Source organism: Rathayibacter sp. AY1A4 (genome assembly GCF_002930955.1).
Taxonomy (GTDB): Bacteria; Actinomycetota; Actinomycetes; order Actinomycetales; family Microbacteriaceae; genus Rathayibacter.
In genome coordinates this window covers 19,694-42,762 of the sequence record NZ_PSTN01000001.1, presented here as the reverse complement: position 1 = coordinate 42,762, position 23,069 = coordinate 19,694, and the positions used below count along the sequence as shown (strand labels likewise).

Below are 23,069 nucleotides of genomic sequence, written 5' to 3'. Positions count from 1 at the left end.
GGATCCGTCGTGCGGCCGCGCTCGGGGGCCCGGATGCCCGCCCTCCCGGCCCCGGGAGCGGCGGCCGCCGGTACGGTGAGCGGGTGACCAGAGCCCGAGCATGACCGCCTCCGCCGACCCCGCCGAGACGCGCCGCCGCGCGGTGCTCGTGGTGGCCGTCCTCGCCTCCTTCGTCGCCTTCCTCGACGGCACCGTCGTCAACGTCGCCCTGCCCGCCATCACCCGCGAGCTCGGCGGCGGGCTCGCGGTGCAGCAGTGGGTGGTCGACGGGTACCTGATCACGCTCGGCGCGCTGATCCTCGTGGCCGGCTCGCTTGCCGACCGCATCGGCCGGGCCCGCAGCATGACCATCGGCCTGATCGGCTTCGGTGTCACCTCGCTGCTGTGCGCGCTGGCCCCCACCGCCGAGGTCCTCATCGTGGCGCGGATGCTCCAGGGCGCCGCCGGCGCGATCCTCGTGCCCAGCTCGCTCGCCCTCATCATCGCGACCGTCCACGGCGCCGCGCAGGCCCGGACCATCGGCGCGTGGACGGCCTGGACCGGCACGGCGACGATCGCCGGCCCCGTGCTCGGCGGCCTGCTGGTGGACGCGGGCTCGTGGCGGTACGTCTTCGCGCTCAACCTGCTGCCGATCGCGGTGACGCTGGTCCTGCTGCGCAGGCTCGGCGCGGTCGACTCGGGGACCCGGGTGCCGATCGACGGCGTCGGCGCGGTGCTCGGGGTCATCGGCCTGGGAGGGCCGGTGTTCGCGCTGATCGAGCAGGAGCGGCTCGGGATCCAGCATCCGCTCGTGCTGACCGCCCTGATCGGGGGAGTCGCCGCCCTCGTCGCGTTCGTCGTGTGGGAGCGGCGCGCGGCGCATCCGATGCTGCCGCTGTCGCTCTTCGCGTCGCGGAACTTCACCGTCGGCAACGTCTCGACGGCGTTCGTCTACGGCGCGCTCTCTTTCGGCTTCTTCGCGCTGGGCCTGTTCCTCCAGCAGACCCTGGGCTTCTCGGCGACCCTGGCCGGGCTCGCGACGCTCCCGCCGACGATCCTGCTGCTCCTGCTCTCGCAGGTCTCCGGGTCGCTGTCGGCGCGGTTCGGCCCGCGGCTCTTCATGGGCGTCGGACCGCTGATCGCCGCGGCCGGGTTCCTCCTGCTCTCCTTCGTCGACGAGGGCGCCGACTACGCCACGCAGCTGCTCCCGGGGATCCTCCTCTTCGGCTTCGGCCTCGCGGTGACGGTCGCCCCGCTGACCTCGACGATCCTCGGCGCGGTCGAGGACGGGCACAGCGGAGTCGGCTCCGCCGTGAACAACGCGGTCTCGCGCATCGCCGGGCTGGTCGCCATCGCCGCGACCTCGCTCGTGGTCGGAGACTCGCTCGACGTCGAGGGCTTCTCCCGTGCCGCCGTCGCGACCGCTGCCCTCCTGATCGCCGGCGGCGTCGTCTCCCTCCTCGGCATCCGCGACCCGGCTCCCGCCGACCGCTGACGACCGCTCCGGGGAGCGGCACCGACCCCCGTCCGGGGTGCGGCGCCCCGTGTTCACACGGTGTCCGCCGATCCTTCGACGGAACGTGGATGAAATAGTTGTCGCTACATGGAATACTGATCGACGTCGATGCGCTTGCATACATCGGACGGGGACGCTCTCCCCGCGACGACCGTCACACTCGAGGAGAAACCATGACCGACACCGTCACCATCCCCGGCTACAAGGCCGGCACCTGGGTCATCGACCCCACCCACAGCGAGGTCGCGTTCAGCGTCCGCCACCTGATGATCAGCAAGGTCAAGGGCAAGTTCGAGCGCTTCACCGCCACGTTCACCACCGGCGAGAACCCGCTCGACTCCAAGGTCGAGGCCACCGCCGAGGTCGCCTCCGTCAACACCAACGAGCCCAACCGCGACGGCCACCTCCGCACCGGCGACTTCTTCGAGGCCGAGCAGTACCCGGAGATCCACTTCGTCTCGACCGCCGTCCGCCCGAACGGCGACGACTTCCTCGTCGACGGCGAGCTCACCATCAAGGGCACCACCAAGCCCGTCACCTTCGAGGTGGAGTTCGGCGGCTTCGGCACCGACCCCTACGGCAACTACAAGGCCGGCCTCACCGCCAAGGCCGCCATCGACCGCACCGACTTCGGTCTGACCTACAACGCGGCCCTCGAGACCGGTGGCGTGCTCATCGGCGAGAAGGTCACCATCACCCTCGACCTGCAGGCCGCCCACCAGGCGTAGTCCGAGCCGATCGACCGGAGCCGTCCCTCCCCCCGGGGAGCGGACGGCTCCGTCGTTCCCGGAGCCGGTCCGGGATCAGAGGATGCCGAGCTCCGTCAGCTGCTCGGAGATGCCCGCGCCGTCGGGCGCGAAGACCCAGGTCGTGCCGCTGGTCAGGGAGCGGTCCTCGGCCTTGGAGCGGCCTCCCGCGAGCACCGCCTCGCCGGTGGAGAGCTGGCGGATCGCGATCGCCGCGACCTTGTCGGGGTGCTCGTCCGCGAAGTCGGAGTAGATCTCCTCGTCGTGCTGCCCGTCGTCGCCGACCAGCAGCCAGCGCACGTCCGGGAACTCGGCCGCGAGTCGGCGGAGGTTCATCTCCTTGTGCTGCTTGCCGCTGCGGAACCAGCGGTCGTGCGTCGGGCCCCAGTCGGTCAGGAGGAGCGCTCCGGCCGGGTACAGGTGCCGCGACAGGAAGCGGGTGAGCGCCGGGGCGACGTTCCACGCGCCGGTGGAGAGGTAGATGACCGGGGAGCCCTCGTACTGCCGGGCGAAGCGGTCGAGGAAGACCGCCATGCCGGGCGTGGGCATCCGGGCGTGCTCGTCGAGCACGAAGGTGTTCCAGGCGGCGACGAAGGGGCGGGGGAGCGCGGTGACCATCACTGTGTCGTCCACGTCCGACACGACGCCCAGCCGCGCCTCCGGACGCACGATGAAGACGGGCGCCTCGACGGGCTTCGAGCCCGCGGTCGAGAAGGTGATGGTGTGCCAGCCGGGCTCGAGCGTGATCGGGAGGTCCGCGTCGACGACTCCGCCGCGGTCGGCCGTCACCCGGTGGGTCTGCCCGTCGGCCTCGACGGTCACGACGGCCCCGCTCACGAAGACGCTGGTGAAGCTCCGCCAGCCGCGCACGCCCTCGACGGGGCGGACCTCCTCGACCCCGGGAGGGGTCGGCCGCGTGTAGAGGACGCGGGCCAGGACGCGCAGCTGCGTCGTCGAGCCGTAGCCGGTGTAGGGGATGACCCTCGGGACGTAGCCCTTGCGCTTCACGCGCCTCATCCGGAAGGAGTGGAGTCGGTCCTCGAGGCGGGCGGCGCGGTGCATGACCTCCGCCTTGCCTGCGCTCAGGGGCTTGCTCTCGGGCGTCAGCGGCATCCGCCCAGTCTGTCAGACCGGATGCCGGACCGCGGATCGCGCTCTCACGCGATCGTCAGGCTCCGGTGGGCTCGATCAGCTTGGGGCCGTTCGCCGAGACGGAGCCCACGGCTGCACCGACGCCGTGCACCTCGAGCTCCTCGGCCAGCTCGGCCGCACCCTCGGCGGCCGCGCGCAGCAGCTCGCCGTCCCCGGGGGGCGCCGGGTCCAGCCAGTCCTCGATCAGCTCCGGCTGCAGCAGCACGGGCATCCGCTCGTGCACCTCGGCGAGCGGCCCGGCGGAGGGGCGGGTGAGGACCGTCGCCGAGAGCAGCCACGGAGAGCCCGGCTGGGCCGAGCGCCACCACTCGTAGAGACCGGCGAACAGGAGGAGCGAGCCCTCGCCCGGCGAGACGTAGACGGGTGCCTTCGCCCCGTCCGCGCCGACCCGCCACTCGTACCAGCCCGAGGCGGGCACGATCGCGCGCCGGGAGGCGTAGGACTCGCGGAACGACGGCTTCTCGGCGACGGACTCGATCCGCGCGTTGAACAGCGGCGGCCCCGCGGACGGGTCGGCGGCGGAGCGGGGCACCAGGCCCCAGCGGGCTCCGGCGAGCCGGCGCCGCGGCGGGCTGCCCTCCTCGACCCCCTTCATCGACTCCGCGACGACGGCGATCCGCTGGGTCGGCGCGATGTTCCAGGACGGCTCCGGAAGGTCTGCGCCCGGCTCGTCGATGTCGAAGAGCGCCACCAGGTCGGCGGTGGTCTGCGAGAGGACGAAGCGTCCGCACATGGTTTCTCCCGGGTGGATCGGACCCGCGGAGCCGTCGCCCTTCCGGGGGCGCGAAACACGAGGGACTTTCGATGAGACGACCCCGACCGGCGGCCGCCGTGCGTACGATTGTAGGAACCACGACCGAAGGAGCCCGCCGTGCCTCTTGGAAACCTCGTCGATCGACCGTTCGGTGAATCGTCCCAGGTCCGCAACGAGCCGGTGCAGGTGCGCAGCGCCGCCCGTCTCGCCTCGCTGCTCGACGCGGCGGCCGCCGTCGTCGACGAGGTCGGCTTCGACCGCCTGACCACGGCGATGGTCGCCGAGCGCGCGGGAGCCGCGATCGGCACGGTCTACCGCTACTTCCCGGACCGCATCGCCGTCCTCCAGGCGCTGCGCGAGCGGGCCCTCGAGCGCTTCCGCCGCCGCGTCATCACCGAGATCCGCGACACCCACCCGGGCAACTGGTGGGGCGCGGTCGACTGCGCCATCGACGCCTTCTGCGAGATGCACCGCAACGAGCCGGGCTTCCGCTCCATCCGCTTCGTCGACACGATCCACGCCCCCGAGGTCGCGGGCGAGGCGTTCGAGGCCGGCTTCTTCGCCCGCCGCTTCGCCGAGATCCTCGCGTCCGAGTACGGCCTCCCGGGCGGCGCGCAGCTGTCCTTCCGCCTCGAGGTGACCATCGAGGTCGCGGACGCGCTGCTCACAAGGGCGTTCCTCATCGACCCCAACGGCGACCAGCGCTTCATCGACGAGAGCCGCTCGCTGCTGCGCCACTACATGACCTCGCACTACGGAGCCGTCGAGGAGTCCTGACCGGCTAGGACTGTCAAGGCCCTAGTCGCTCCCGGAACATCCCGCAACACTTCGCGGTCCGGGTTGGCAGGCGGCTGCTATTGGTGTTTTCCTTGCCGCCTGGCCCCGTTCGGGGCCGCGGGCCGTGCAACGGCCGGACGCGCGGAGCGAGAGCGGGCACAGTCGTGGACCAGGGACAGATCGGCGAGCACACCGCCGGACGGCGGGCGGCCTCGTGATCGAGTTCCGCAACGTCAGCAAGCAGTACCCGGACGGCACGCGGGCGGTCGACGACTTCTCGCTCGTGCTGCCCTCCCGGCAGACGACCGTCTTCGTCGGCTCCTCGGGCTGCGGGAAGACCACGATCCTCCGCATGATCAACCGGATGATCGAGCCGACCTCCGGCACCATCGAGATCGACGGCGAGGACATCTCGTCCCTGCCCGCCGTCGCGCTCCGCCGCCGCATCGGCTACGTGATGCAGAACTCCGGCCTCCTGCCGCACCGCAAGGTCATCGACAACATCGCGACCGTGCCGCGGCTGAACGGGGTCGCCAAGAAGCAGGCGCACGCCCGCGCGCTCGAGCTGATGGACACGGTCGGACTGGACCGTGCGCTCGCCGCCCGGTACCCCAGCCAGCTCTCCGGCGGCCAGCAGCAGCGCGTCGGCGTGGCGCGCGGCCTCGCGGTCGACCCGAACATCCTGCTGATGGACGAGCCGTTCGGCGCGGTCGACCCTCTCGTGCGCGCCGACCTGCAGCGCGAGACCCTGCGACTCCAGGACGAGCTCGACAAGACCGTGGTCTTCGTCACCCACGACATCGACGAGGCGTTCCTGCTCGGCGACCAGGTCGTCATCCTCGAGAAGGGCGGCCGGATCGCGCAGAAGGGCTCGCCCGCCGAGATCCTGGCGAACCCCGCGAGCGAGTTCGTCGCCGGCTTCGTCGGTGCGGACCGCGGCAAGCGCTCGCTCCGGATCGAGGAGCGCGACGGCGCCCGCATCGTGGTCGACGGCGACGGGCGTCCGACCGGAGTGCTGCGCGCGCAGGACGGCCCCGCCGCGTGAACTGGGTCGTCAACAACACGGACGCGATCGTCGCGAACCTGCTGGCGCACCTGGCCCTGTCGGTCCCGCCGATCCTGCTCAGCTTCCTCGTCTCGCTGCCGTTCGGCTGGTTCGCGAACCGCTACCGCTGGAGCCGCGGCACCCTGCTGACAGGGCTCGGCGTGCTCTACGCCATCCCCTCGCTGGCCATGTTCATCCTGCTGCCGGTCCTGCTGGGCATCCCGCTCCGCTCGACCGCCAACGTGATCACGGGCCTCACCCTCTACGGCGTCGCGCTGATGGTCCGCACCACCTCGGACGCACTGGGCGCGGTGTCGGACGACGTCCGCCAGTCGGCGACCGCGATGGGCTACTCCGGCTGGGCGCGCTTCTGGCGGGTCGAGTTCCCGCTGGCCGGCCCGGTCCTGCTCTCGGGCCTGCGCGTGGTCACGGTCAGCACGGTCAGCCTGGTGACGGTCGGCGCGGTGCTCGGGATCCAGAGCCTCGGCCTGCTCTTCACCGACGGCTTCCAGCGCGGCATCACCGGTGAGATCGTCACGGGCATCGTCCTCACGATCGTCCTCGCGCTGGTGCTCGACGGACTGCTGGTGCTGATCGGCCGTCTCCTCATGCCCTGGACGGCTCTGGACCGCACGCGCCGCTCGCGCAGACCGGTCGCGGTCGAGAGGGCGGTGACGTCGTGAACCTCATCGCCGAGGCCTTCGCCTGGATCGCCGACCCCGCGCACTGGACCGGGGTCTACGCGATCCCGACCCGTGTCGCCCAGCACGTCGGCATTAGCCTGCTGGTGCTCGTGATCGCGGCCGCGATCGCGATCCCGATCGGCTACCTGATCGGGCACACCGGGCGCGGCAAGGGCATAGCCGTGCCGGTCGCAGGCGGCCTGCGCGCCCTGCCGACGCTGGGCGTGCTCGTCCTCGCGGCGATGAGCCTGGGGCTCGGCCTCGGCGCTCCGGTGATCGCCCTCGTCGTGCTCGCGATCCCGTCGGTGCTCGCCGGCGCGTACTCCGGGCTCGAGGCGGTCGACCGCCGCACTGTCGACGCGGCGCGCTCGATGGGCATGACCGAGTGGCAGATCCTGACGAAGGTCGAGATCCCGCTGGGGCTGCCGCTGCTGATCGGCGGGCTCCGCTCGGCGGCGCTGCAGATCATCGCGACCGCCACGCTCGCGGACTACATCGGCGCCGGCGGCCTCGGGCAGTACATCTTCCGCGGAGTGAAGTCGGGGGACTACCCGCAGATGCTCGCCGGCTCGATCCTGGTGATCGTGCTGACGCTCCTCAGCGAGATCCTCTTCGCCCTCCTCCAGCGGCTCGCCGTGCCGCGCGGAGTCGTGCTCGGCCTGGCCGGCACCGCCGGCCGCACAGGTTCCCGCGCCTCGTCGCCCCGACGACGCGCGGTGATGGGAATCCCCATCGAAGAAGGGAAATAGCAATGTTCACAGCACATTTCACGAAGGGCCGTGTCGCGCTCAGCGCACTCGCGGTCGGTGCCGTCGTGGCACTGGCAGGGTGTTCCTCGAGCGATCCGCTCGATGAGGGATCGGGTGCGACTGCGGGCAGCGAGACCATCGTGGTCGGCTCGCAGGACTACTACTCGAACGAGATCCTCGCCGAGATCTACGCGCAGGCGCTGGAGAACGACGGCTTCACCGTCGACCGCCAGCTGCGCATCGGCCAGCGCGAGATCTACCTGCCCGAGATCGAGAGCGGATCCATCGACGTCTTCCCGGAGTACGACGGCAGCCTCCTGCAGGCGCTCGAGCCCGACGCGACGGCCACCACCGCCGACGACGTGTACTCCGCGCTCGGCGACGCGCTGCCCGACGGCCTCCGCGCCCTCGACGCCGCCGAGGCCAGCGACCAGAACTCGTACACCGTCACCCAGGCCTTCGCCGACAAGTGGGACCTGACCGACATCGCGTCGCTCAAGAACGTCACCGACCCGATCGTGGTCGGCGGCAACTCCGAGCTGCAGACGCGCCCCTACGGGCCCGACACCCTGCAGTCGAAGTACGGCATCACGACCACCTTCCAGGCGATCGAGGACAGCGGCGGATCGACCACCGTCGACGCGCTCACCAGCGACCAGATCCAGCTGGCGAACGTCTACACGGCCGACCCGAACATCCAGAAGAACGACCTCGTCGCTCTCGAGGACCCGGACGGACTGTTCGTGGCCGACAACGTCGTGCCGATCGTCTCGAGCAAGATCACGGACGACGCGGCCGAGGTGCTGAACGCGGTCAGCGCGAAGCTCACGGCGGACGACCTCGTCGCCCTCAACTCCGAGAGCGTCAACGAGCAGAAGTCCGCGTCCGCGATCGCGGGCGAGTGGCTGAAGTCGGCGGGTCTCGTCGACTGATCCTCCCCGGATCCACGCCCGGAGGCGCGTCACTCGTCGAGGTGACGCGCCTCCGCTCTGTTCAGGAGCTTCTTCCCGAGGAGCACGAGCAGGGCGAAGACGACGATGACGCCCACGAAGACGTAGCCGGCGCCGTGCAGGCTCTCCGAGAGTTCCCGGTAGCTGCCCGCCGCGGCTGCGCCGACGCCGACGTAGGCGGACGACCAGAGCACGCACGCCGGGATCGTCCAGGCCATGAAGGTCCGATAGCGCATCCCGCTCATCCCCACCGTCAGCGGGATCAGCGAGTGCAGCACCGGCAGGAAGCGCGAGAGGAACACGGCGAACCCGCCGCGCCGCGCGAGGTAGCGCTCGGCCTTCAGCCAGTTCTTCTCGCCGAGCCGGCGTCCCAGGCGCGACGCGCGGATCCGCGGCCCGAACCAGCGGCCGAGGTAGAAGCCGACGGACTCGCCGCAGAGGGCGCCGATGACGACCGTGACGGCCAGCGCCGCGAACTGCAGCGGGCTGGTCACGCCGGTCGCGCTGACGATCACGATCGTGTCGCCGGGGACGACGAGGCCCGCCAGGATCGTGGTCTCGAAGAAGATCGCGAGTCCGGCGAGGAGCGTCCGCCAGACCGGGGGGACGCTGACGACGAAGTCCAGGATCCCGGTGAGGGTGTCGTTCACCGGGCGCCCCCGCCCGCCGGGGACTCGATCGGGGGCTGGGGCCGACGGCGGCTCCGGATGCTCGGCATGGCTCGATCGTAGGGGCGCACGGCTGGGCGGCGGCAGGGCTGCGCCCGGAAGGCCGGTGGACGCCGGGCGGTCAGGGGACGGCGACGAGCGCGGAGGCCGCCGGGCCGGTGCCGTTCGCCGTGACCGCCTGCACCGAGAGGGTGTAGCTGCGGCCCGGGACCAGCTTCGTGAAGGTCTGCGAGCGCTTGGTCGCGGCGACCACGGCGCTCCAGGCTCCGGCTCCGCTCGTGTCGGACCCGTCGCGCGACACCCGGTAGCCGGTGACCGCCGAGCCACCGGTCCCCGCGGGGGGCGACCACGCGAGCGTCGCCGTGCCGTCCGAGCCCGCCGTGGCGGTGACGGCGGTCGGAGCGCCGGGGAGCCCGGCGGAGACGAGGGTCGCGGTCAGCGTGGTGCTGCTCCCGGGAGTGACGACGCTGTGCGAGGCGGCGCCGCCGTCCGACCAGGACGAGAACCGGTAGGCCGTGCCCGACGCGTCGGTCTGGTCCGGGACCTCCAGCTGGAGGGCCGAGCCCGCCCACGAGACGACGGTCGTGCCTCCGGCGACCTCGGTGCCGTTGACGACGACCGTCCGGCCGGCGGGAGCGGTGGCCAGGGTGACGGAGACCTTCTGCGGGGAGAACGTCCGCGTCGCCGTCGTCGACACTCCGCTCGAGTCAGTCGCGGTGACGCTGATCAGGAGGTCGCTGTCCGCGGCGGCGGCGAGGTCCTCCGGGCCGGGGGCGACGAAGGAGAGGTCGTTCCCCGTCAGCGGCCCGAGGAAGGGATGCGTGTGCTGAGCGTGGCGGCGCTGGACGGTCCAGGTGAGCGCCGAGGCGGGCAGGACGCCGTCCTCGGCGTCGGTCGCCGTGGCGCGGAGGCCGTAGCTCCGGCCCGTGACGAACATCCCTCCGTCGGCGGGTGCGGTGATGCTCACCGTCGGGGCACTGTCGCCCGAGGTGATCCTCGTCGTCGCGGGGGCGGAGACGGCTCCCTTCGGATCGCGGACGCGGAGGGACGCGGTCCAGCTGCCGGCGGCGTAACTGTGGGTGAAGGTCGGGCCGGTCGTGATGCGGTCGGGGGTGCCGTCGCCGAACGACCACAGGTAGGTCAGGGCACCGCCCTCCGGGTCGCTGCTGCCCGAGCCGTTCAGCCGCGCGGCGAGAGGAGCCGCGCCGGAGGAGGGGGCGGCGGTGAGGGCCGCGGTCGGAGCGCGGTTCGCCGCGGCGGTGTAGGCGAGGCGCCGGACCTCGCCGCCGTTCGCGTAGCTGGTGTAGAAGAGGTCCTGGGTCCCGCGCGAGGGACCGAAGGCCATGGCGACGGCGCTGCTGCCGCCGAGGCCGGTCACGAGGTCGCCGGCTGCGCCGGTGCGGCCGAGGGTCCGGATCTTCCCGCACACGTAGTCGCCGAAGAGGTACGCGCCGTCGTAGGCGGCCGGCCAGACGCCGCGGGGGACGTAGGCGCCGCCCGTGATCGAGGCGCAGCCGCTGCTGTGCGCGTAGTCGTGGACCGGGTCGGTGAGCCCGGCGGGCGCCGCGGCTCCGCAGTTCGAGGCCGAGCCGGTCTTCGCGCAGTGGCCCTCACGGGTGTTCCAGCCGTAGTCGGCGCCGGCGACGCCCTGGTCGATCTCCTCCCAGGCGTCCTGGCCCACGTCGTTGATGCGGAAGACGGTGCCGGTCGCGTTCGGGTCGAAGGCCATCCGGAACGGATTGCGCAGGCCGCTCGCGAACGTCTCGCGGCAGCGCACGCCCGCGGCGGCCGGGGCGAGCCGGCAGGAGGCGGTCCCGGTGCCCAGGTAGGGGTTGCCGGCCGGGACGCCCCCGGTGAGGGTGATCCGGAGGATCTTGCCGTTCAGGATGTTCGGGTCGCGGGCGGCGTCGTTCCGGCCACCGCAGCCGCTGCCGCCCGGCGAGCCGACTCCGCCGCGGTAGTCGCAGCCGCCGTCGCCGACGCTGACGTAGAGCAGGCCGTCCTTCCCGATGGCGAGGTCGCCGCCGTTGTGGTTGCTCGCGGGGGAGTAGATGCCGTCGAGGAGGACGCGCTCGGAGGCCGGGTCGATGCGGTCGTCGGTGCCGAGCTGGAACGAGGAGACGCGGTTGCGCGGGGCTCCCGCGGGGTTCACCGTGCCGCCGGCGTTGGTCGGGCAGGAGGAGTCGGAGCCCTTCGCGGTGTAGTAGACGACGACGGTGCGCGAGCCCGGTGCCGGGTCGACCGCGAGGCCGAGCACACCGCGCTCGCCGTTGGCGCAGACCTTCGAGCGCAGGTCGAGGGCCGGGGTGGCGACAAGGCTGCCTCCGCGGATCACCCGGATCGCTCCGGTCTGCGAGGAGACGAGGGTGCGCCCGTCGGTCGTGAAGGCGAGGGCGGTCGGCGCGGGGACGGCCGCCACCCGCGAGTCGGTGAAGCCGGCGGGCACGACGGGAGCGGCGGACGCCGGACCCGCGGGCCCGGCGACGAGCGCGGCGGCCGTGATCGCCAGGACGGTGAGCAGGGCGAGACCGCGGGGGCGGATCCTCGAGCGGGGCATCGGTGACTCCGAGACGGTCGGCGCTGCTGAGCGAGCGGCGGTCTGCGGCGGTGCAGAGGGCGCTGTCGGCGATGACGCGGGGCCAGGATAGGCGCGCGCGATGGAGGGGCCGTGTCCCCCTTCAGGGTCAACACTGGGGGCTCCGGGCGCGGTGTCCCCGGGCCGCTCACGTCGAGCGGGGCTGCAGTGCGCCGGCCCGCCGGTTCACTCCAGAGCGGGCAGGACCACCGCGCGGACCGCCTCCGAGAACCGGGCGTAGCCGGCCTCGTCGAAGTGCAGGCCGTCGTCGACGAAGAGGGAGGGGTCGACAGAGCCGTCGGAGGTGACGAGCGCGTCGGCGGTGGGGACGAAGGTGACGCGGTCGTCCGTCTCGGCGTAGGCGCTGACCGCGGTGTTGGCGGCGCGGACCTCGGCGCCGACGGAGGCGCGGGCGGGCGTCTCCGCGATCTCGACGTAGAACAGCTCGGCGTCGGGGGCGACCTCCTCCACGCGCTGGAGGTACTCGACGACGGCGCCGGCGGTCTGGGCGCCGGTGCGCGAGCCCTCCTCGCCGCTGATGTCGTTCGCTCCCACGTACACGATCACGGCGCGGGGATCGAAGGGGGCGACCATGCGGTCCAGCCACGCGAGGTGATCGGCGACGGTCGTGCCGCCGATCCCGATGTTGTAGGTCTCGAGCGGACGCAGGTCCTCCTTGGAGGTCGTCCAGCGGCCGATCGTGGAGCTGCCCGTGAGGACGATGCTGTGCTGCGGGAACCCGGCGGCGAAGCGCTTCTCGAGACCGGCGACGCGCTCGGCCATGTCGACGGAGGAGGTCGGGCCGGGGTCGGGGGAGCTCGCGGCCGGAGCGCCCGCGCCTCCGCTCCGAGAGGCGAGCGAGAGGGCGATGCCCGCGCCGGCGAGGACCAGCGCGAGCACCAGCAGCGCGACCAGGAGGCGGAGGCGGATGCGGCGGGGGCCGGGGGCGGAGCCGGAGGGCGTCGCTCGAGTCATGGCTCGATCCTCGGGCATCGGCGGGGGCGCGTCGTCCACGAGGAGGCCGTCCGAGGACCCGCGCACCCGGTGGCCGTCTCTCCGTCACCGGATCGCCGTGATCGGATTCGCGCAGAACATCACAGAGGATGCACAGCCGTGCGACACTTGCACATCGCCATCGTCATCGTCGCCGCCGGCCGACTTCCGATGGACGATCACGACGAGGACTCATGGCACGCGCACGCATCACCTGGGTGGACACGGCGAAGGGCATCGCGATCATCCTGGTCGCCCTGGCCCACTCCGTGCAGTGGACCACGACGGCCGGGATCGCCCCCGACTCGTGGAACGAGATCAACCTCCTCCTCATCACCTTCCGGATGCCGCTGTTCTTCCTCGCCTCGGGGCTGTTCGCCGGCTCCGTGCTCACCCGGTCGTGGCCGGAGCTCTGGCGTTCGCGGCTGAGCCTGCTGGTCTGGGCCTTCCTGCTCTGGTCCGTGGTGCGGTTCCTCTTCTTCCTGGTGGTGCCCAACCCGGGCGGCACCGACGAGTCGGACCCGCTCGCGCTGCTCCTCCAGCCGGTGATGCCGCACAACGGGCTCTGGTTCCTCTACGCGCTCACGATCTTCTTCGTGGCCGCCAAGCTCGCGCAGGGCCGGATCGACTGGCGGGTGCAGATCGGCATCGCGACCGCGATCGCCGTGGTCTGGTACGCCGTCCGCTCCAGCACCTCCGAGGGCACCGGGAACATCGCCTGGGACGGCATGGCCCGCTACTTGATGTTCTTCCTGCTCGGCCTCTACCTGCGGAACGCGGTGATCGCGTTCGTGGAGCGCCGCGGGATCCTCAGCGGAGTCGGCTTCGGCGTGCTGTTCCTCGCGCTCGCCGGCGTGATCCTCGCCGTCCGCGCCCGCTTCCCGCTGCTGACGATCGGGCTGGTCCTGGTGAGCGTGCTGGCGGTCCTCGCCGGGCTCGTGGTCGCCCGCTTCCTCTCGAACCGGCGCGGCGCGGGCTGGATCACCTTCATCGGCCGCAACACGCTCCCGGTGTACGTGGTGCACGTCCTCTTCGTCTCGCTCGCCACGAGCGCCCTGCTGCTCTTCGACGGAGAGCGCTGGCTCGACGTCATCGGGCCGGTCGTGCCGCTCCTGGTCTGCGGGATCGGCGTCGCGGCGGCACTGGGCTACTGGCGCCTCACCCGCGACCTGCCCGTGCTGAAGTACGGCTTCCAGGCGCCCGCCTGGTTCTCCGGCTCCCGCTCTCGCGTCGACGCCGGCTGACCGCGGGGCGCCCGCCGGCGGCGCCTCGGCATCGGCTCCGGGAGTCTCTTCACCGGGCGAGTCCGTCGAGGCGTCGCGCAGTGAACGGATTCCCACGGCCGATCTCGCGGATGTGCGCCTGGGAATTCACTGAAGGTCCGTGGGAGGAAGTCTCAGCGTTCCGCCTCCGGCCTGATCGCTCGGCGTCGAGAGGCCGGCGGCGGCGGGTCCGACGGAGGCGAGCCCCGCTCGGCAGTCGCCGCGCGGGGGACTCCCTCGACGTCGAGAGGGACTGTCTCGACGTCGAGCGACCGGTCGGCGGGAGTGCTCGGAGGGGCGTCCGGGGCCACCCCGGAAAGGGTGCCGCCAGGAGCTCGCGGAAGGCAGCACATCCGCCCCAGTACTGGGATCGGGGGCCGTCGGACCCCTCCTGTCCACCTACTCTCGGAGCTGTGAACGAACTCCTGGACCCGCTCCTGCTGTCGAGATGGCAGTTCGGTCTGACGACGATCTACCACTTCCTGTTCGTGCCGCTCACGATCGGCATGGCGCTCACCGTCGCGATCTTCCAGACCTGCTGGGTGCGCACCGGGAAGGTGCACTACCTGCAGCTGACGAAGTTCTTCGGGAAGCTCTTCCTGATCAACTTCGCGATGGGCGTCGTGACCGGGATCGTCCAGGAGTTCCAGTTCGGGATGAACTGGAGCGACTACTCCCGCTTCGTCGGCGACGTCTTCGGGGCGCCGCTGGCGTTCGAGGGCCTGCTCGCCTTCTTCCTCGAGGCGACCTTCATCGGCCTCTGGATCTTCGGCTGGGACAAGCTGCCCGAGAAGCTGCACCTGGCCACCATGTGGCTGACCACGCTGGGCACCACGCTCTCGGCCTACTTCATCATCGCCGCGAACGCGTTCATGCAGAACCCGGTCGGCTTCCGCATCAACGAGACCAAGGGCCGCGCGGAGCTCACCGACATCTGGGCACTCCTCACCAACAAGGTCGCTCTCGCCGCGTTCCCGCACACGATCTTCGCCTGCTTCATGGTCTCGGCCGCCGTCATCATCAGCGTCGCGGCCTACCACCTCTCGCGGAACCAGCACCTCGAGACCATGCGCCCCGCGCTGAGGTTCGGCGCCTGGATGATGCTCGTCAGCGGCGGCCTGACCCTGTTCACCGGCGACTCGCTCGGCCTCGCGATGGTCGACACGCAGCCGATGAAGATGGCGGCCGCGGAGGCGCTCTACAGGACCTCCACGGGCGTCGACGCCTCCTTCTCCGTCTTCACCTGGGGCACGCCGGACGGCTCGAGCGAGCTGTTCTCGATCCGCATCCCCTACCTGCTCTCCTTCCTCTCGACGCACACCTTCACCGGCACGGTCGAGGGCATCAACGACCTCCAGGCGCAGTACACCCAGGTCTACGGACCCGGCGACTACACGCCGATCATCTGGGTCACCTACTGGTCGTTCCGCTGGATGATGGCGCTCGGCGTCCTGGCCATCGGCGTGGCCGCGGCCGGCCTCTGGTTCACCCGGAAGGGCCGCGAGCCGAAGCAGTGGATGTGGAAGGTCGCGATCTGGGCCGCCCCGCTGCCGCTGATGGCGATGATCGTGGGCTGGGTCTTCACCGAGATGGGCCGCCAGCCGTGGCTCGTGTTCGGACTGCTGAAGACCGCCGACGGAGTCTCGCCCGGAGTGAGCGGCCTCGAGGTCCTGATCTCGCTGCTCGCCTTCACCGCGATCTACGGCACGCTCGCCGTGGTCGAGTTCCGCCTGATCAAGCGGGCCGCGCAGGCCGGTCCCGACGACGCTCCCGAGGTCGACGAGGAGAGCGGTCGCCCGCAGCTCGTCGGCACCGTCTACTAGGAGGCACCCCTCATGGATCTCGCCGTTCTCTGGTTCTGGATCGTCGCGTTCTTCTTCATCGGCTACTTCGTCCTCGACGGGTTCGACTTCGGCGTCGGCATGTCGCTCCCGTTCCTCGGGCGCGACGACACCGACCGCCGCGTGCTGATCAACACGATCGGCCCGGTGTGGGACCTCAACGAGACGTGGGTGATCGTCGCCGGCGCCGCCCTGTTCGCCGCGTTCCCGGAGTGGTACGCCACGCTCTTCAGTGGGTTCTACCTGCCGCTTCTGCTCATCCTGCTCGCGCTGATCGCCCGCGGCGTCTCGTTCGAGTACCGTCACCAGCGTCCGGAGGCGCAGTGGAAGCGGCGCTTCGACACGATGATCGTCGTCGGCTCCGCGGTGCCCGCCTTCCTCTGGGGCGTGGCCTTCGCGAACATCGTGCAGGGCGTCCCGATGGACGCCGACCACAACTTCACCGGCACCGCCCTGGACCTGCTGAACCCCTACGCCCTGCTGGGCGGAGCGACGACCCTCCTGCTCTTCTTCACGCACGGAGTCGTCTTCGTCGCCCTGAAGACGGAGGGGGAGATCCGCGAGCGTGCGCGCCGCCTGGCGACCCGCGCGGGGCTGCTCACCGTGGTCGTCGCCGCGGTCTTCCTGGCCTGGACCAACCTCGGCCAGGGGAGCGCCGCCTCCTGGGCGCTCTCGGCGGGCGCGGCCGCGACCCTCGTCGGCGGCTGGCTCGCGATCACGCGGGGCCGGGAGGGACGCGCCTTCGCGCTGCTGGCCGGCACCATCGCGCTCGCCGTGCTCGCCCTCTTCGCGACGCTGTTCCCCGCGGTGATGCCGGCCTCGAACGTCCCCGCCTACGGGCTGACGATCGAGAACGCCTCCAGCACGCCCTATACGCTGACGGTCATGAGTTGGACCGCCCTGGTGTTCGTGCCGCTCATCGTCGGCTACCAGGCCTGGACCTACTGGATCTTCCGCAAGCGCATCAGCCGCGCGCACATCCCGGTCGACGCCCACTGACGTGAAGCCCCTCGATCCGCGCCTGCTCCGCTACGCCCGGGCGGCCCGCGTGTTCCTCCTGCTCGGCGGGGTGCTCGCGCTGGCGAGGACCCTGGCGATCGTCGCCTTCGCGTGGCTCGTGGCGCAGCTGGTGGCCGGTGCGGTCGACGGGAGGACCGCCGACGATCTCGCGCCGCTGCTGGCCGCCCTGCTCGCGGTCGTCGCGGCGCGGGCGGCTCTCGCCTGGGCGACCGAGGTGAACGCGGTGCGCGGAGGAGCAGGAGCGAAGGCGCAGCTGCGGCAGGCGGTCCTCGCCGCACTGGTCGAGCTCGGCCCGGCGGGCCGCTCCGAAGGGGGCTCGGGCGGGGTCGTCGCGCTGCTGGGTGGCGGACTGGACTCCCTCGACGGCTACTTCGCCCGCTACCTCCCGCAGCTGATCGCCACCGCGGTGGCGACGCCGCTCCTGACGCTCGTGGTCTTCCTCGCCGATCCGCTCAGCGCGGTGTTCCTGGTGGTGACCCTGCCGCTCATCCCGGTGTTCATGGTGCTGATCGGCTGGGCGACCCAGGCCGTGCAGGCACGGCAGTGGGAGCGGCTGCAGGCCCTCGCGTCCGGCTTCGTCGACACCGTCGGCGGCCTCGCAACACTCAAGATCTTCGGGCGGGCCGAGCGGCAGGCGACGCGGATCCGCGCGCTGACCGAGGACTACCGCGTGCACACGATGAAGGTGCTTCGGGTGACCTTCGTCAGCGGCTTCGTGCTGGAGCTCGCCGGCTCGCTCTCGGTCGCACTGGTCGCCGTGTCGATCGGGCTGCGGCTCGTCGACGGCTCGCTGGGGCTGGCCGTCGGGCTGTTCGTCCTGGTGCTGGCGCCGGACGTGTTCCTGCCGGTGCGCCAGGTCGGTGCCGAGTTCCATGCGGCGGCCGACGGGGTGCAGGCGGCGGACCGCGCCTTCGCCGTCCTCGAGCGCGCGGCGGCCCTGCCCCCTCGCGGGACGGCTCCGGCGGCGACGGGGGCGCTCGAGCTGCGGGGTCTCGCGGTCGACGACGGACGCGGGCGGACGCTCGCTCCTGTCGACGCGGTACTCCCCGTCGGGTCGATCACCGTGGTGACCGGGCCCAGCGGATCCGGGAAGTCGACGCTGCTCGCCGCGCTCGCGGGCTTCGTGCCCTTCTCGGGCACGCTGCTGCTCGGCGGGTCGCCGGTCGCGGATCTGCGGTCGACGCTCGCCTGGGCGGGCCAGCGGCCCGACCTGCTCCCGGGGAGCGTCGCCTCCGCCGTCGGGCTCGGAGCACTCTCGCCGGACCCCGAGCGCGTGCGGCGGGCCCTGGCGATCGCCGCGGTCGACGTGGACCCCGAGCGCCGGCTCGACGCCGAGGGGACGGGCCTCTCGGGCGGGCAGAGCGCCCGCGTCGCCGTCGCCCGCGCCGTGCACCGCCTGCTCGAGCGCGGGTGCGCGGTGCTGGCCCTGGACGAGCCGACCGCCGCCCTCGACGAGGAGTCCGAGCGGGCGCTGCTCGCCGGACTCCGGACGCTGGCGGAGAGCGGGACGATCGTCGTCGTCGCCAGCCACCGGCCCGCGACGGTCGCGGCGGCCGACGCCGTGATCGCCCTGGCGCCGGCGGGGGCGGTCGCGAGGTGAACCGCTCCGACGTCCTCCGCGCCGCGATGCCCGGGCCGCGCCGCTTCCTGCCGGGGCTGTCCTTCGGTCTGCTCTCCTCCTCGGCCGTCGTGGCGCTGCTGGCCTGCTCGGCCTGGCTGATCGTCCGCGCGGCCGAGCAGCCGCCGATCCTGTTCCTCTCCATGGCCGTCGTGGGCGTGCGGGCGTTCGCGCTGGCGCGGGCCTTCTTCCGCTACCTCGAGCGGCTGACCGGCCACGACGCCGCCTTCCGCGCGCTCGCGGAGCTCCGGGCGGGCGTCTACGAGCGCCTGGTGCCGGTCGCGCCGGACGGGCTGGGCCGCGTGCGCCGCGGCGACCTGGTCTCCCGGGTGGTATCGGACGTCGACGCCCAGCAGGACGTGCCGCTGCGCGTCGTGCAGCCGCTGGTCGTCGCGGCGCTGGTCGCTGCGGTCTCCGTGGTCGGCGTCTGGCTGCTGCTGCCGGCGATGGGCGCCGTGCTGCTGGCGCTGCTCGTCCTCGCCTTCGCCGGCGGGGCTCTGGGCGCCGGCCGCCTCTCCGCGCAGGCGGATCGCGAGCTGGCGCCCCTGCGCGGGGAGCTCGCCGAGCGCCTCAACCTGCTGGTCACCCGCCTCGACGTGCTCATCGCCTTCGATGCGGCGGGTGACGCTCTGGCGGACGTGGCACGCGCGGAGGAGTCGCTCGCCCGAGCGGCGCGTCGGCGGGCGGCCTCCGCCGGACTGGCCGCGGCCGTCCTCGCCCTCTGCTCGGGCGGTGCGGTCTGGGCGGGCCTCGCGCTCGGGATCCCGGCGATCGGCGACCTCGGCGGTCCGGCGCTGGGAGTCGTCGCGCTCGTGCCGCTCGCGGTGTTCGAGGTCGCCGCCGCCGCGCCGCTCGCCGTGCAGGCGGCGCGCACCGCGCTCTCGAGCGCTCAGCGCCTGGCCGATCTGGACGCCGAGGCGGCGTCGCCGGCGCTCGCGACCGACGCGGACGTGGACCCGGACGCCCCGGCTCCCCGGGGCGCCGGCATCGTCCTGCGCGACCTGTCGGTGAGCTGGCCCGGCGCGCACACGCCCGCGCTGCGGGGCGTCTCGCTCGACCTGCCGGAGGGTGCGCGCGTCCTCGTCACCGGCGGCAGCGGCTCCGGGAAGACCACGCTCGCGCACGCTCTGGTGCGCTTCCTCGACCACTCCGGCAGCTACCTCCTGGGCGGAGTCGAGGCGCGCACGCTGCCGCAGGCGGAGGTGCGGAAGCGGGTCGGACTCGTGGAGCAGCAGCCGTACCTCTTCGACGACACGATCCGGCAGAACCTCCTCTTCGCGCGGCCCGAGGCCGATGGCGCCGTGCTCGAGGCGGTGCTCGAGCGGGTCGGGCTCGGGCCCTGGGTCGCTGCACGCGGCGGGCTCGACGCGCGGGTGGGGGAGCGGGGCTCGCTCGTCTCGGGCGGCCAGGCTCAGCGGATCGCCCTCGCACGCGCACTCCTGGCCGATTTCCGCGTCCTGGTGCTGGACGAGCCGACGGCGTCGGTGGACGCTCCCGTGGCCGACGCCCTGCTCGGGGATCTGCTCCGCGCCGCCGAGGGGCGGACGGTGGTCCTGATCGCGCACCGGGTCGATCCGGGCCTGGAGTTCGACACGCGGATCCGGGTGGCGGACGGCACGGCGGCTCAGGAGTACCGGGCCGCCTGAGCAGGCGTCCGGCTCCGCGGGGCGGTCGGTCCGAGCGGCCGTTCAGCCGTGCTCCGTCGGGACCGAGGCCCGCGCCAGGGAGGCCGCGCGCGCCAGGCGCCCGCCCTCCGCCTCCCAGCGGTCGAGGACCGCGTCCGCCCGGGTCCGCGCCGCTCCAAGCAGCCCGGCCAGGAGCGGAGCGACGACGTCGCGGGCCAGCGGGTCGCTCAGCTCGTCCACGCGGGAGTCGCGGACGAAGCCCTCGAGCCGGGTGAGGTCGGAGCCGCGCAGCCACTCGGCTCGGGACTGCAGCAGCACGACGGCCGCCAGCCGCGGCTCGACTACCGCCGGCTCCCACAGCTCGGAGGAGAGGGCTGTCACGTCGTCGTGCTCGAGCGAGCGGAACTTCCTCAGCGCGTCGCGGACGGTGCCGCGGACCGCCCCGACCGAGGCGCCCGTCGAGTCGAGCCCTGCTCCCAGGCGCTCGCGCACGTCCTGCGCGCGCCAGACGTCGCCCTCGTACTCCAGGGCCGAGCGGATGAAGTCGCCGGGGTCGCTCACCCCTCCATCATGCGTCGCGCGTCAGCCCCGGCTGGCCCAGACGGCCCGTCCGATGCCGTCGTACTCGACGAGGCGGCCGTCGTCCTGCAGCACGAGGCGGTAGGGCGCGACGACGCCGCTCTGGCCGATGCCGAAGGAGATCCTCGGGAACCGCAGCCAGAGGATCCGGGAGTCGGCCACGTCGAGCCGGCCCTCGGAGCTCATCGAGAAGGCGGCACCGGAGGCGGAGGAGGTGTTCGTCGCCCAGTCCGCGCCGTTCGGCCCGTAGACGACGAAGTTGCCGTCGCGCTGCATCTCGGCCCGCCACTGCCCGCTCGCCGAGGTCAGCCGCGTGCCCGCGACGACGAGGCCGCTCGGGGAGAGCGAGTCGCGCACGACGAGCGCGGCACTGCTCCAGAGCACACCGGAGTCGTCCGCGATCCGGAGATCGCCCTCGCGGAGGACCATCGTGGCGCCCGGCTCGCCGGACGTGTCCGAGGCCCACAGGGGCGCGCCGTCCGCGGTGTAGACCACGGCGTTCCCGTCGTCCTGCATCCGGAGGACGTTGCCCCGGCCGCGGGTGCCGCTCGCCCAGAGAGCCCCGCCCTGCCCGTAGACCACGAGGTTGCCGTCCGCCTGCATCACCGCCGTGGTGCCTCCCTGGGTGGCGAGCCGGTTCCCCGCGTAGAGGGTGCTGCCGCGGCGGAGGGTGTCGGTGCGCGGCTCGTCGATCCGGCCGCCGATGCTGCTGGCCCAGGCGGCCGAGCCGCTGCGGCGGTAGATCACGAGATTGCCGTCGTCCTGCATCCGCAGCTCGCCGCCCGGGTCGGCCACCGTGCCGCTCGCCCAGACCGGGCGCCCGTCCGCGGCGTACACGACGAGGTTGCCGTCGTCCTGCATCCGCAGGCTGTCGCCGCGCCCCTGCGTGCCCGAGGCCCAGGTGGGACGGCCGCCGGCGGCGTAGACCACGGCGTTGCCGTCGGTCTGCATCACGAGGGAGGAGGCGCCGTCGGGGGACACCAGGCGCTCGCCGCGCGCGAGCTGCTCGCCGGCACGGAGGACCGCGGCGGAGGCGACGGCGGAGGACGCCGAGGGCGGGGCCTCGACCGCGGAGGCGGGCAGCGAGCCCAGCAGGAGCGCGCCCGTGGCGGCGAGCGCCGCGAGGGAGGCGGTCAGGGAGCGGCCGGAGGGGAGGTGCGTCATCGCAGGGGTCCTGTCGGGGAGGGCGGCGGGGTCGGGGGAATCGTCCCACGGCGGGGGAGACGACGACGCCCCCCGGTCCGGGGACCAGGGGGCGTCGTGGCGGAGGGGCGTCAGCCGCGGCTGGCCCAGACCGCGCGGCGGCTGTCGTACTCGACGAGGTTGCCGTCGTCCTGCATGACGAGCTTGTAGGGGCCGACCGACGCGGCGGGCGGGACGACCGACCATCCGCTCGTCGTCTCGGTGCCCACGGCGATCTGCCCGCTGGTGTCGAGGGCGAAGAAGCCGCCGGCGCGGGTGGTCTTCGACGCCCAGATCGGGCCGTTCTTGCCGTAGACGACGAAGTTGCCGTCCGCCTGCATCACCGCTCGGTAGACGCCGTTCGCGGAGCGGAGGAAGCTGCCCGCCTCGAGCGAGTTCGCCGCGTAGAGGGTGGTCGAGGGGAAGGCGGCCTGGCTGGTCCAGATCACGTCGTCGGACGGGTTCACGATGATCAGCGAGCCGGCGTTGTTGATGCCCAGGCGGAGGTCCTTGCCGCGCGTGCCCGAGAACCACTTGACAAAGCCGTCGGAGCCGTAGATGACGGCGTTGCCGTCCTTCTGCATGGTGATGCGGTTGCCGGAGCCGCCGGTGCCGGTGCCCCAGACGGCGCCCTGGGGGCCGTAGCCGACGAAGTTGCCGTCGTTCTGCATGACGGCGCTGAAGCGGCCGTCGGCGGAGGTGAGCTGGTGGACGGGGCGGAGGGTCTGCTCCGTGAACAGCGTGTCGGTCACCGGCTCGGCGATGACGCGGCGGACGCTGCTCGCCCAGGCGGGCGAGCCGTTCTCGCGGTAGACGACGAGGTTGCCGTCGGGCTGCATGATCACCGAGGCTCCCGCCTCGTTGATCGTGTTCGTGCTCCACACGGGGCCGCCCTTGGCGGAGTAGACGACCATGTTGCCGTCGGTCTGCATGACCAGGTGGTCGCCGCGGCCCTGGGTGTTCGTGGCGAAGGTGGGGCGGCCCTGCGGGTCGTAGACCACGGCGTTGCCGTCGGTCTGCATCCGGAACGAGTAGCCGTTCGTGCCCGAGACGATCCGCTGTCCGGCGGCCAGCTCCTCGCCGCCGACAAGGGCGTTGTAGTAGCTGACGGCCGCGCGGGCGGTCTGCTGGGCGGCCTCGGGCGACTCGCTCGCGGGAGCGAGGCCGGTCGGCGCCTCCTCGGAGGAGGACAGGGGCTTCTGCGGGTTCTCCGCGGCGAGGGCCGGGGTCGCGCCGAAGAGCAGGGCACCGGTCGCGACGAGCGCGATCAGCCCGGAGGCGAGAGGGCGGGGGGAGGGGGAACGCGTCATCGCAGGACTTTCTCGAGTGGCCGGCGGGGGCCGGGAGAGGGGGTA

The 23,069-nt window shown here is 72.6% G+C and carries 20 protein-coding genes; 12 read left to right on the top strand and 8 right to left on the bottom strand.

The features are described 5' to 3' along the window. The first annotated feature begins 100 nt into the window (after positions 1-100). Positions 101-1,474, top strand: a complete 1,374-nt coding sequence (locus C5B92_RS00175; RefSeq protein ID WP_104255132.1) for a DHA2 family efflux MFS transporter permease subunit — start codon at positions 101-103, stop codon at positions 1,472-1,474. Positions 1,475-1,668: 194 nt separating this feature from the next. Then, positions 1,669-2,223 (top strand): YceI family protein, encoded by a 555-nt coding sequence (locus tag C5B92_RS00170; RefSeq protein WP_104255133.1) that lies wholly within the window; start codon positions 1,669-1,671, stop codon positions 2,221-2,223. A 75-nt stretch (positions 2,224-2,298) separates the two neighbouring features. Here C5B92_RS00170 and C5B92_RS00165 read toward each other — a convergent pair whose 3' ends face one another. Beyond that, the gene (locus C5B92_RS00165; protein WP_244229442.1) at positions 2,299-3,354 is read right to left on the bottom strand and encodes an App1 family protein; all 1,056 of its coding nucleotides are present in this window, start codon (positions 3,352-3,354) and stop codon (positions 2,299-2,301) included. Positions 3,355-3,409: 55 nt separating this feature from the next. Then, on the bottom strand, positions 3,410-4,126 hold the full coding sequence (locus C5B92_RS00160) for an SOS response-associated peptidase (protein ID WP_104349962.1): 717 nt from the start codon (positions 4,124-4,126) through the stop codon (positions 3,410-3,412). Between the two features lie 138 nt (positions 4,127-4,264). Here C5B92_RS00160 and C5B92_RS00155 point away from each other — a divergent pair, with 138 nt between their 5' ends. The 5 genes from C5B92_RS00155 to C5B92_RS00135 all read left to right on the top strand — a co-directional run bounded on the left by C5B92_RS00155 (position 4,265) and on the right by C5B92_RS00135 (position 8,333). Beyond that, positions 4,265-4,924, top strand: coding sequence for a TetR/AcrR family transcriptional regulator (locus C5B92_RS00155; RefSeq protein WP_104223107.1), 660 nt, complete (start codon positions 4,265-4,267; stop codon positions 4,922-4,924). Between the two features lie 214 nt (positions 4,925-5,138). Beyond that, entirely contained in the window at positions 5,139-5,969 is an 831-nt protein-coding gene (locus tag C5B92_RS00150; protein ID WP_104225631.1) for an ABC transporter ATP-binding protein, read from the top strand. After that, entirely contained in the window at positions 5,966-6,652 is a 687-nt protein-coding gene (locus C5B92_RS00145) for an ABC transporter permease (RefSeq protein WP_104223109.1), read from the top strand. The genes C5B92_RS00150 and C5B92_RS00145 overlap by 4 nt, the downstream gene beginning before the upstream one ends. Beyond that, positions 6,649-7,401 carry an ABC transporter permease gene (locus C5B92_RS00140; RefSeq protein ID WP_104223110.1) on the top strand — a complete coding sequence of 251 codons (753 nt, stop codon included), beginning with the start codon at positions 6,649-6,651 and terminating at the stop codon, positions 7,399-7,401. The genes C5B92_RS00145 and C5B92_RS00140 overlap by 4 nt, the downstream gene beginning before the upstream one ends. A 2-nt stretch (positions 7,402-7,403) precedes the next feature. Next, the gene (locus tag C5B92_RS00135) at positions 7,404-8,333 is read left to right on the top strand and encodes an ABC transporter substrate-binding protein (protein WP_104223111.1); all 930 of its coding nucleotides are present in this window, start codon (positions 7,404-7,406) and stop codon (positions 8,331-8,333) included. Between the two features lie 29 nt (positions 8,334-8,362). On the opposite strand, the gene C5B92_RS00130 is transcribed toward C5B92_RS00135, so the two are convergent. From C5B92_RS00130 to C5B92_RS00120, 3 genes are all read right to left on the bottom strand, one after another. Continuing rightward, positions 8,363-9,001 (bottom strand): DedA family protein, encoded by a 639-nt coding sequence (locus C5B92_RS00130; protein WP_104223112.1) that lies wholly within the window; start codon positions 8,999-9,001, stop codon positions 8,363-8,365. Between the two features lie 139 nt (positions 9,002-9,140). After that, a complete protein-coding gene (locus tag C5B92_RS00125) occupies positions 9,141-11,576 on the bottom strand; it encodes a PQQ-dependent sugar dehydrogenase (protein WP_104255135.1) in 2,436 nt (811 codons plus the stop codon). 204 nt (positions 11,577-11,780) lie between these two features. After that, positions 11,781-12,569: a GDSL-type esterase/lipase family protein gene (locus tag C5B92_RS00120; protein WP_146083679.1), complete on the bottom strand. Its 789-nt coding sequence runs from the start codon at positions 12,567-12,569 to the stop codon at positions 11,781-11,783. Between the two features lie 212 nt (positions 12,570-12,781). Between C5B92_RS00120 and C5B92_RS00115 the strand changes: the two genes are divergently transcribed. The 5 genes from C5B92_RS00115 to cydC all read left to right on the top strand — a co-directional run bounded on the left by C5B92_RS00115 (position 12,782) and on the right by cydC (position 19,974). Continuing rightward, a complete protein-coding gene (locus tag C5B92_RS00115) occupies positions 12,782-13,831 on the top strand; it encodes an acyltransferase family protein (protein ID WP_181028701.1) in 1,050 nt (349 codons plus the stop codon). 431 nt (positions 13,832-14,262) lie between these two features. After that, complete coding sequence (locus C5B92_RS00110; RefSeq protein WP_104349961.1) at positions 14,263-15,672, top strand: cytochrome ubiquinol oxidase subunit I; 1,410 nt, start codon at positions 14,263-14,265, stop codon at positions 15,670-15,672. A gap of 12 nt (positions 15,673-15,684) precedes the next feature. Then, complete coding sequence (cydB, locus tag C5B92_RS00105; protein ID WP_104349960.1) at positions 15,685-16,689, top strand: cytochrome d ubiquinol oxidase subunit II; 1,005 nt, start codon at positions 15,685-15,687, stop codon at positions 16,687-16,689. A gap of 1 nt (position 16,690) precedes the next feature. Then, on the top strand, positions 16,691-18,310 hold the full coding sequence (gene cydD / locus C5B92_RS00100; RefSeq protein WP_104349959.1) for a thiol reductant ABC exporter subunit CydD: 1,620 nt from the start codon (positions 16,691-16,693) through the stop codon (positions 18,308-18,310). After that, positions 18,307-19,974, top strand: coding sequence for a thiol reductant ABC exporter subunit CydC (cydC, locus tag C5B92_RS00095; RefSeq protein ID WP_104349958.1), 1,668 nt, complete (start codon positions 18,307-18,309; stop codon positions 19,972-19,974). The genes cydD and cydC overlap by 4 nt, the downstream gene beginning before the upstream one ends. A gap of 42 nt (positions 19,975-20,016) precedes the next feature. Here cydC and C5B92_RS00090 read toward each other — a convergent pair whose 3' ends face one another. The 3 genes from C5B92_RS00090 to C5B92_RS00080 form a co-directional block, all read right to left on the bottom strand. Beyond that, positions 20,017-20,514: a DNA alkylation repair protein gene (locus tag C5B92_RS00090; RefSeq protein ID WP_104349957.1), complete on the bottom strand. Its 498-nt coding sequence runs from the start codon at positions 20,512-20,514 to the stop codon at positions 20,017-20,019. Positions 20,515-20,535: 21 nt separating this feature from the next. Further along, complete coding sequence (locus tag C5B92_RS00085) at positions 20,536-21,696, bottom strand: hypothetical protein (RefSeq protein WP_181028700.1); 1,161 nt, start codon at positions 21,694-21,696, stop codon at positions 20,536-20,538. A 110-nt stretch (positions 21,697-21,806) separates the two neighbouring features. Further along, the gene (locus C5B92_RS00080; protein ID WP_104255140.1) at positions 21,807-23,024 is read right to left on the bottom strand and encodes a hypothetical protein; all 1,218 of its coding nucleotides are present in this window, start codon (positions 23,022-23,024) and stop codon (positions 21,807-21,809) included. Between the last annotated feature and the right edge of the window lie 45 nt (positions 23,025-23,069).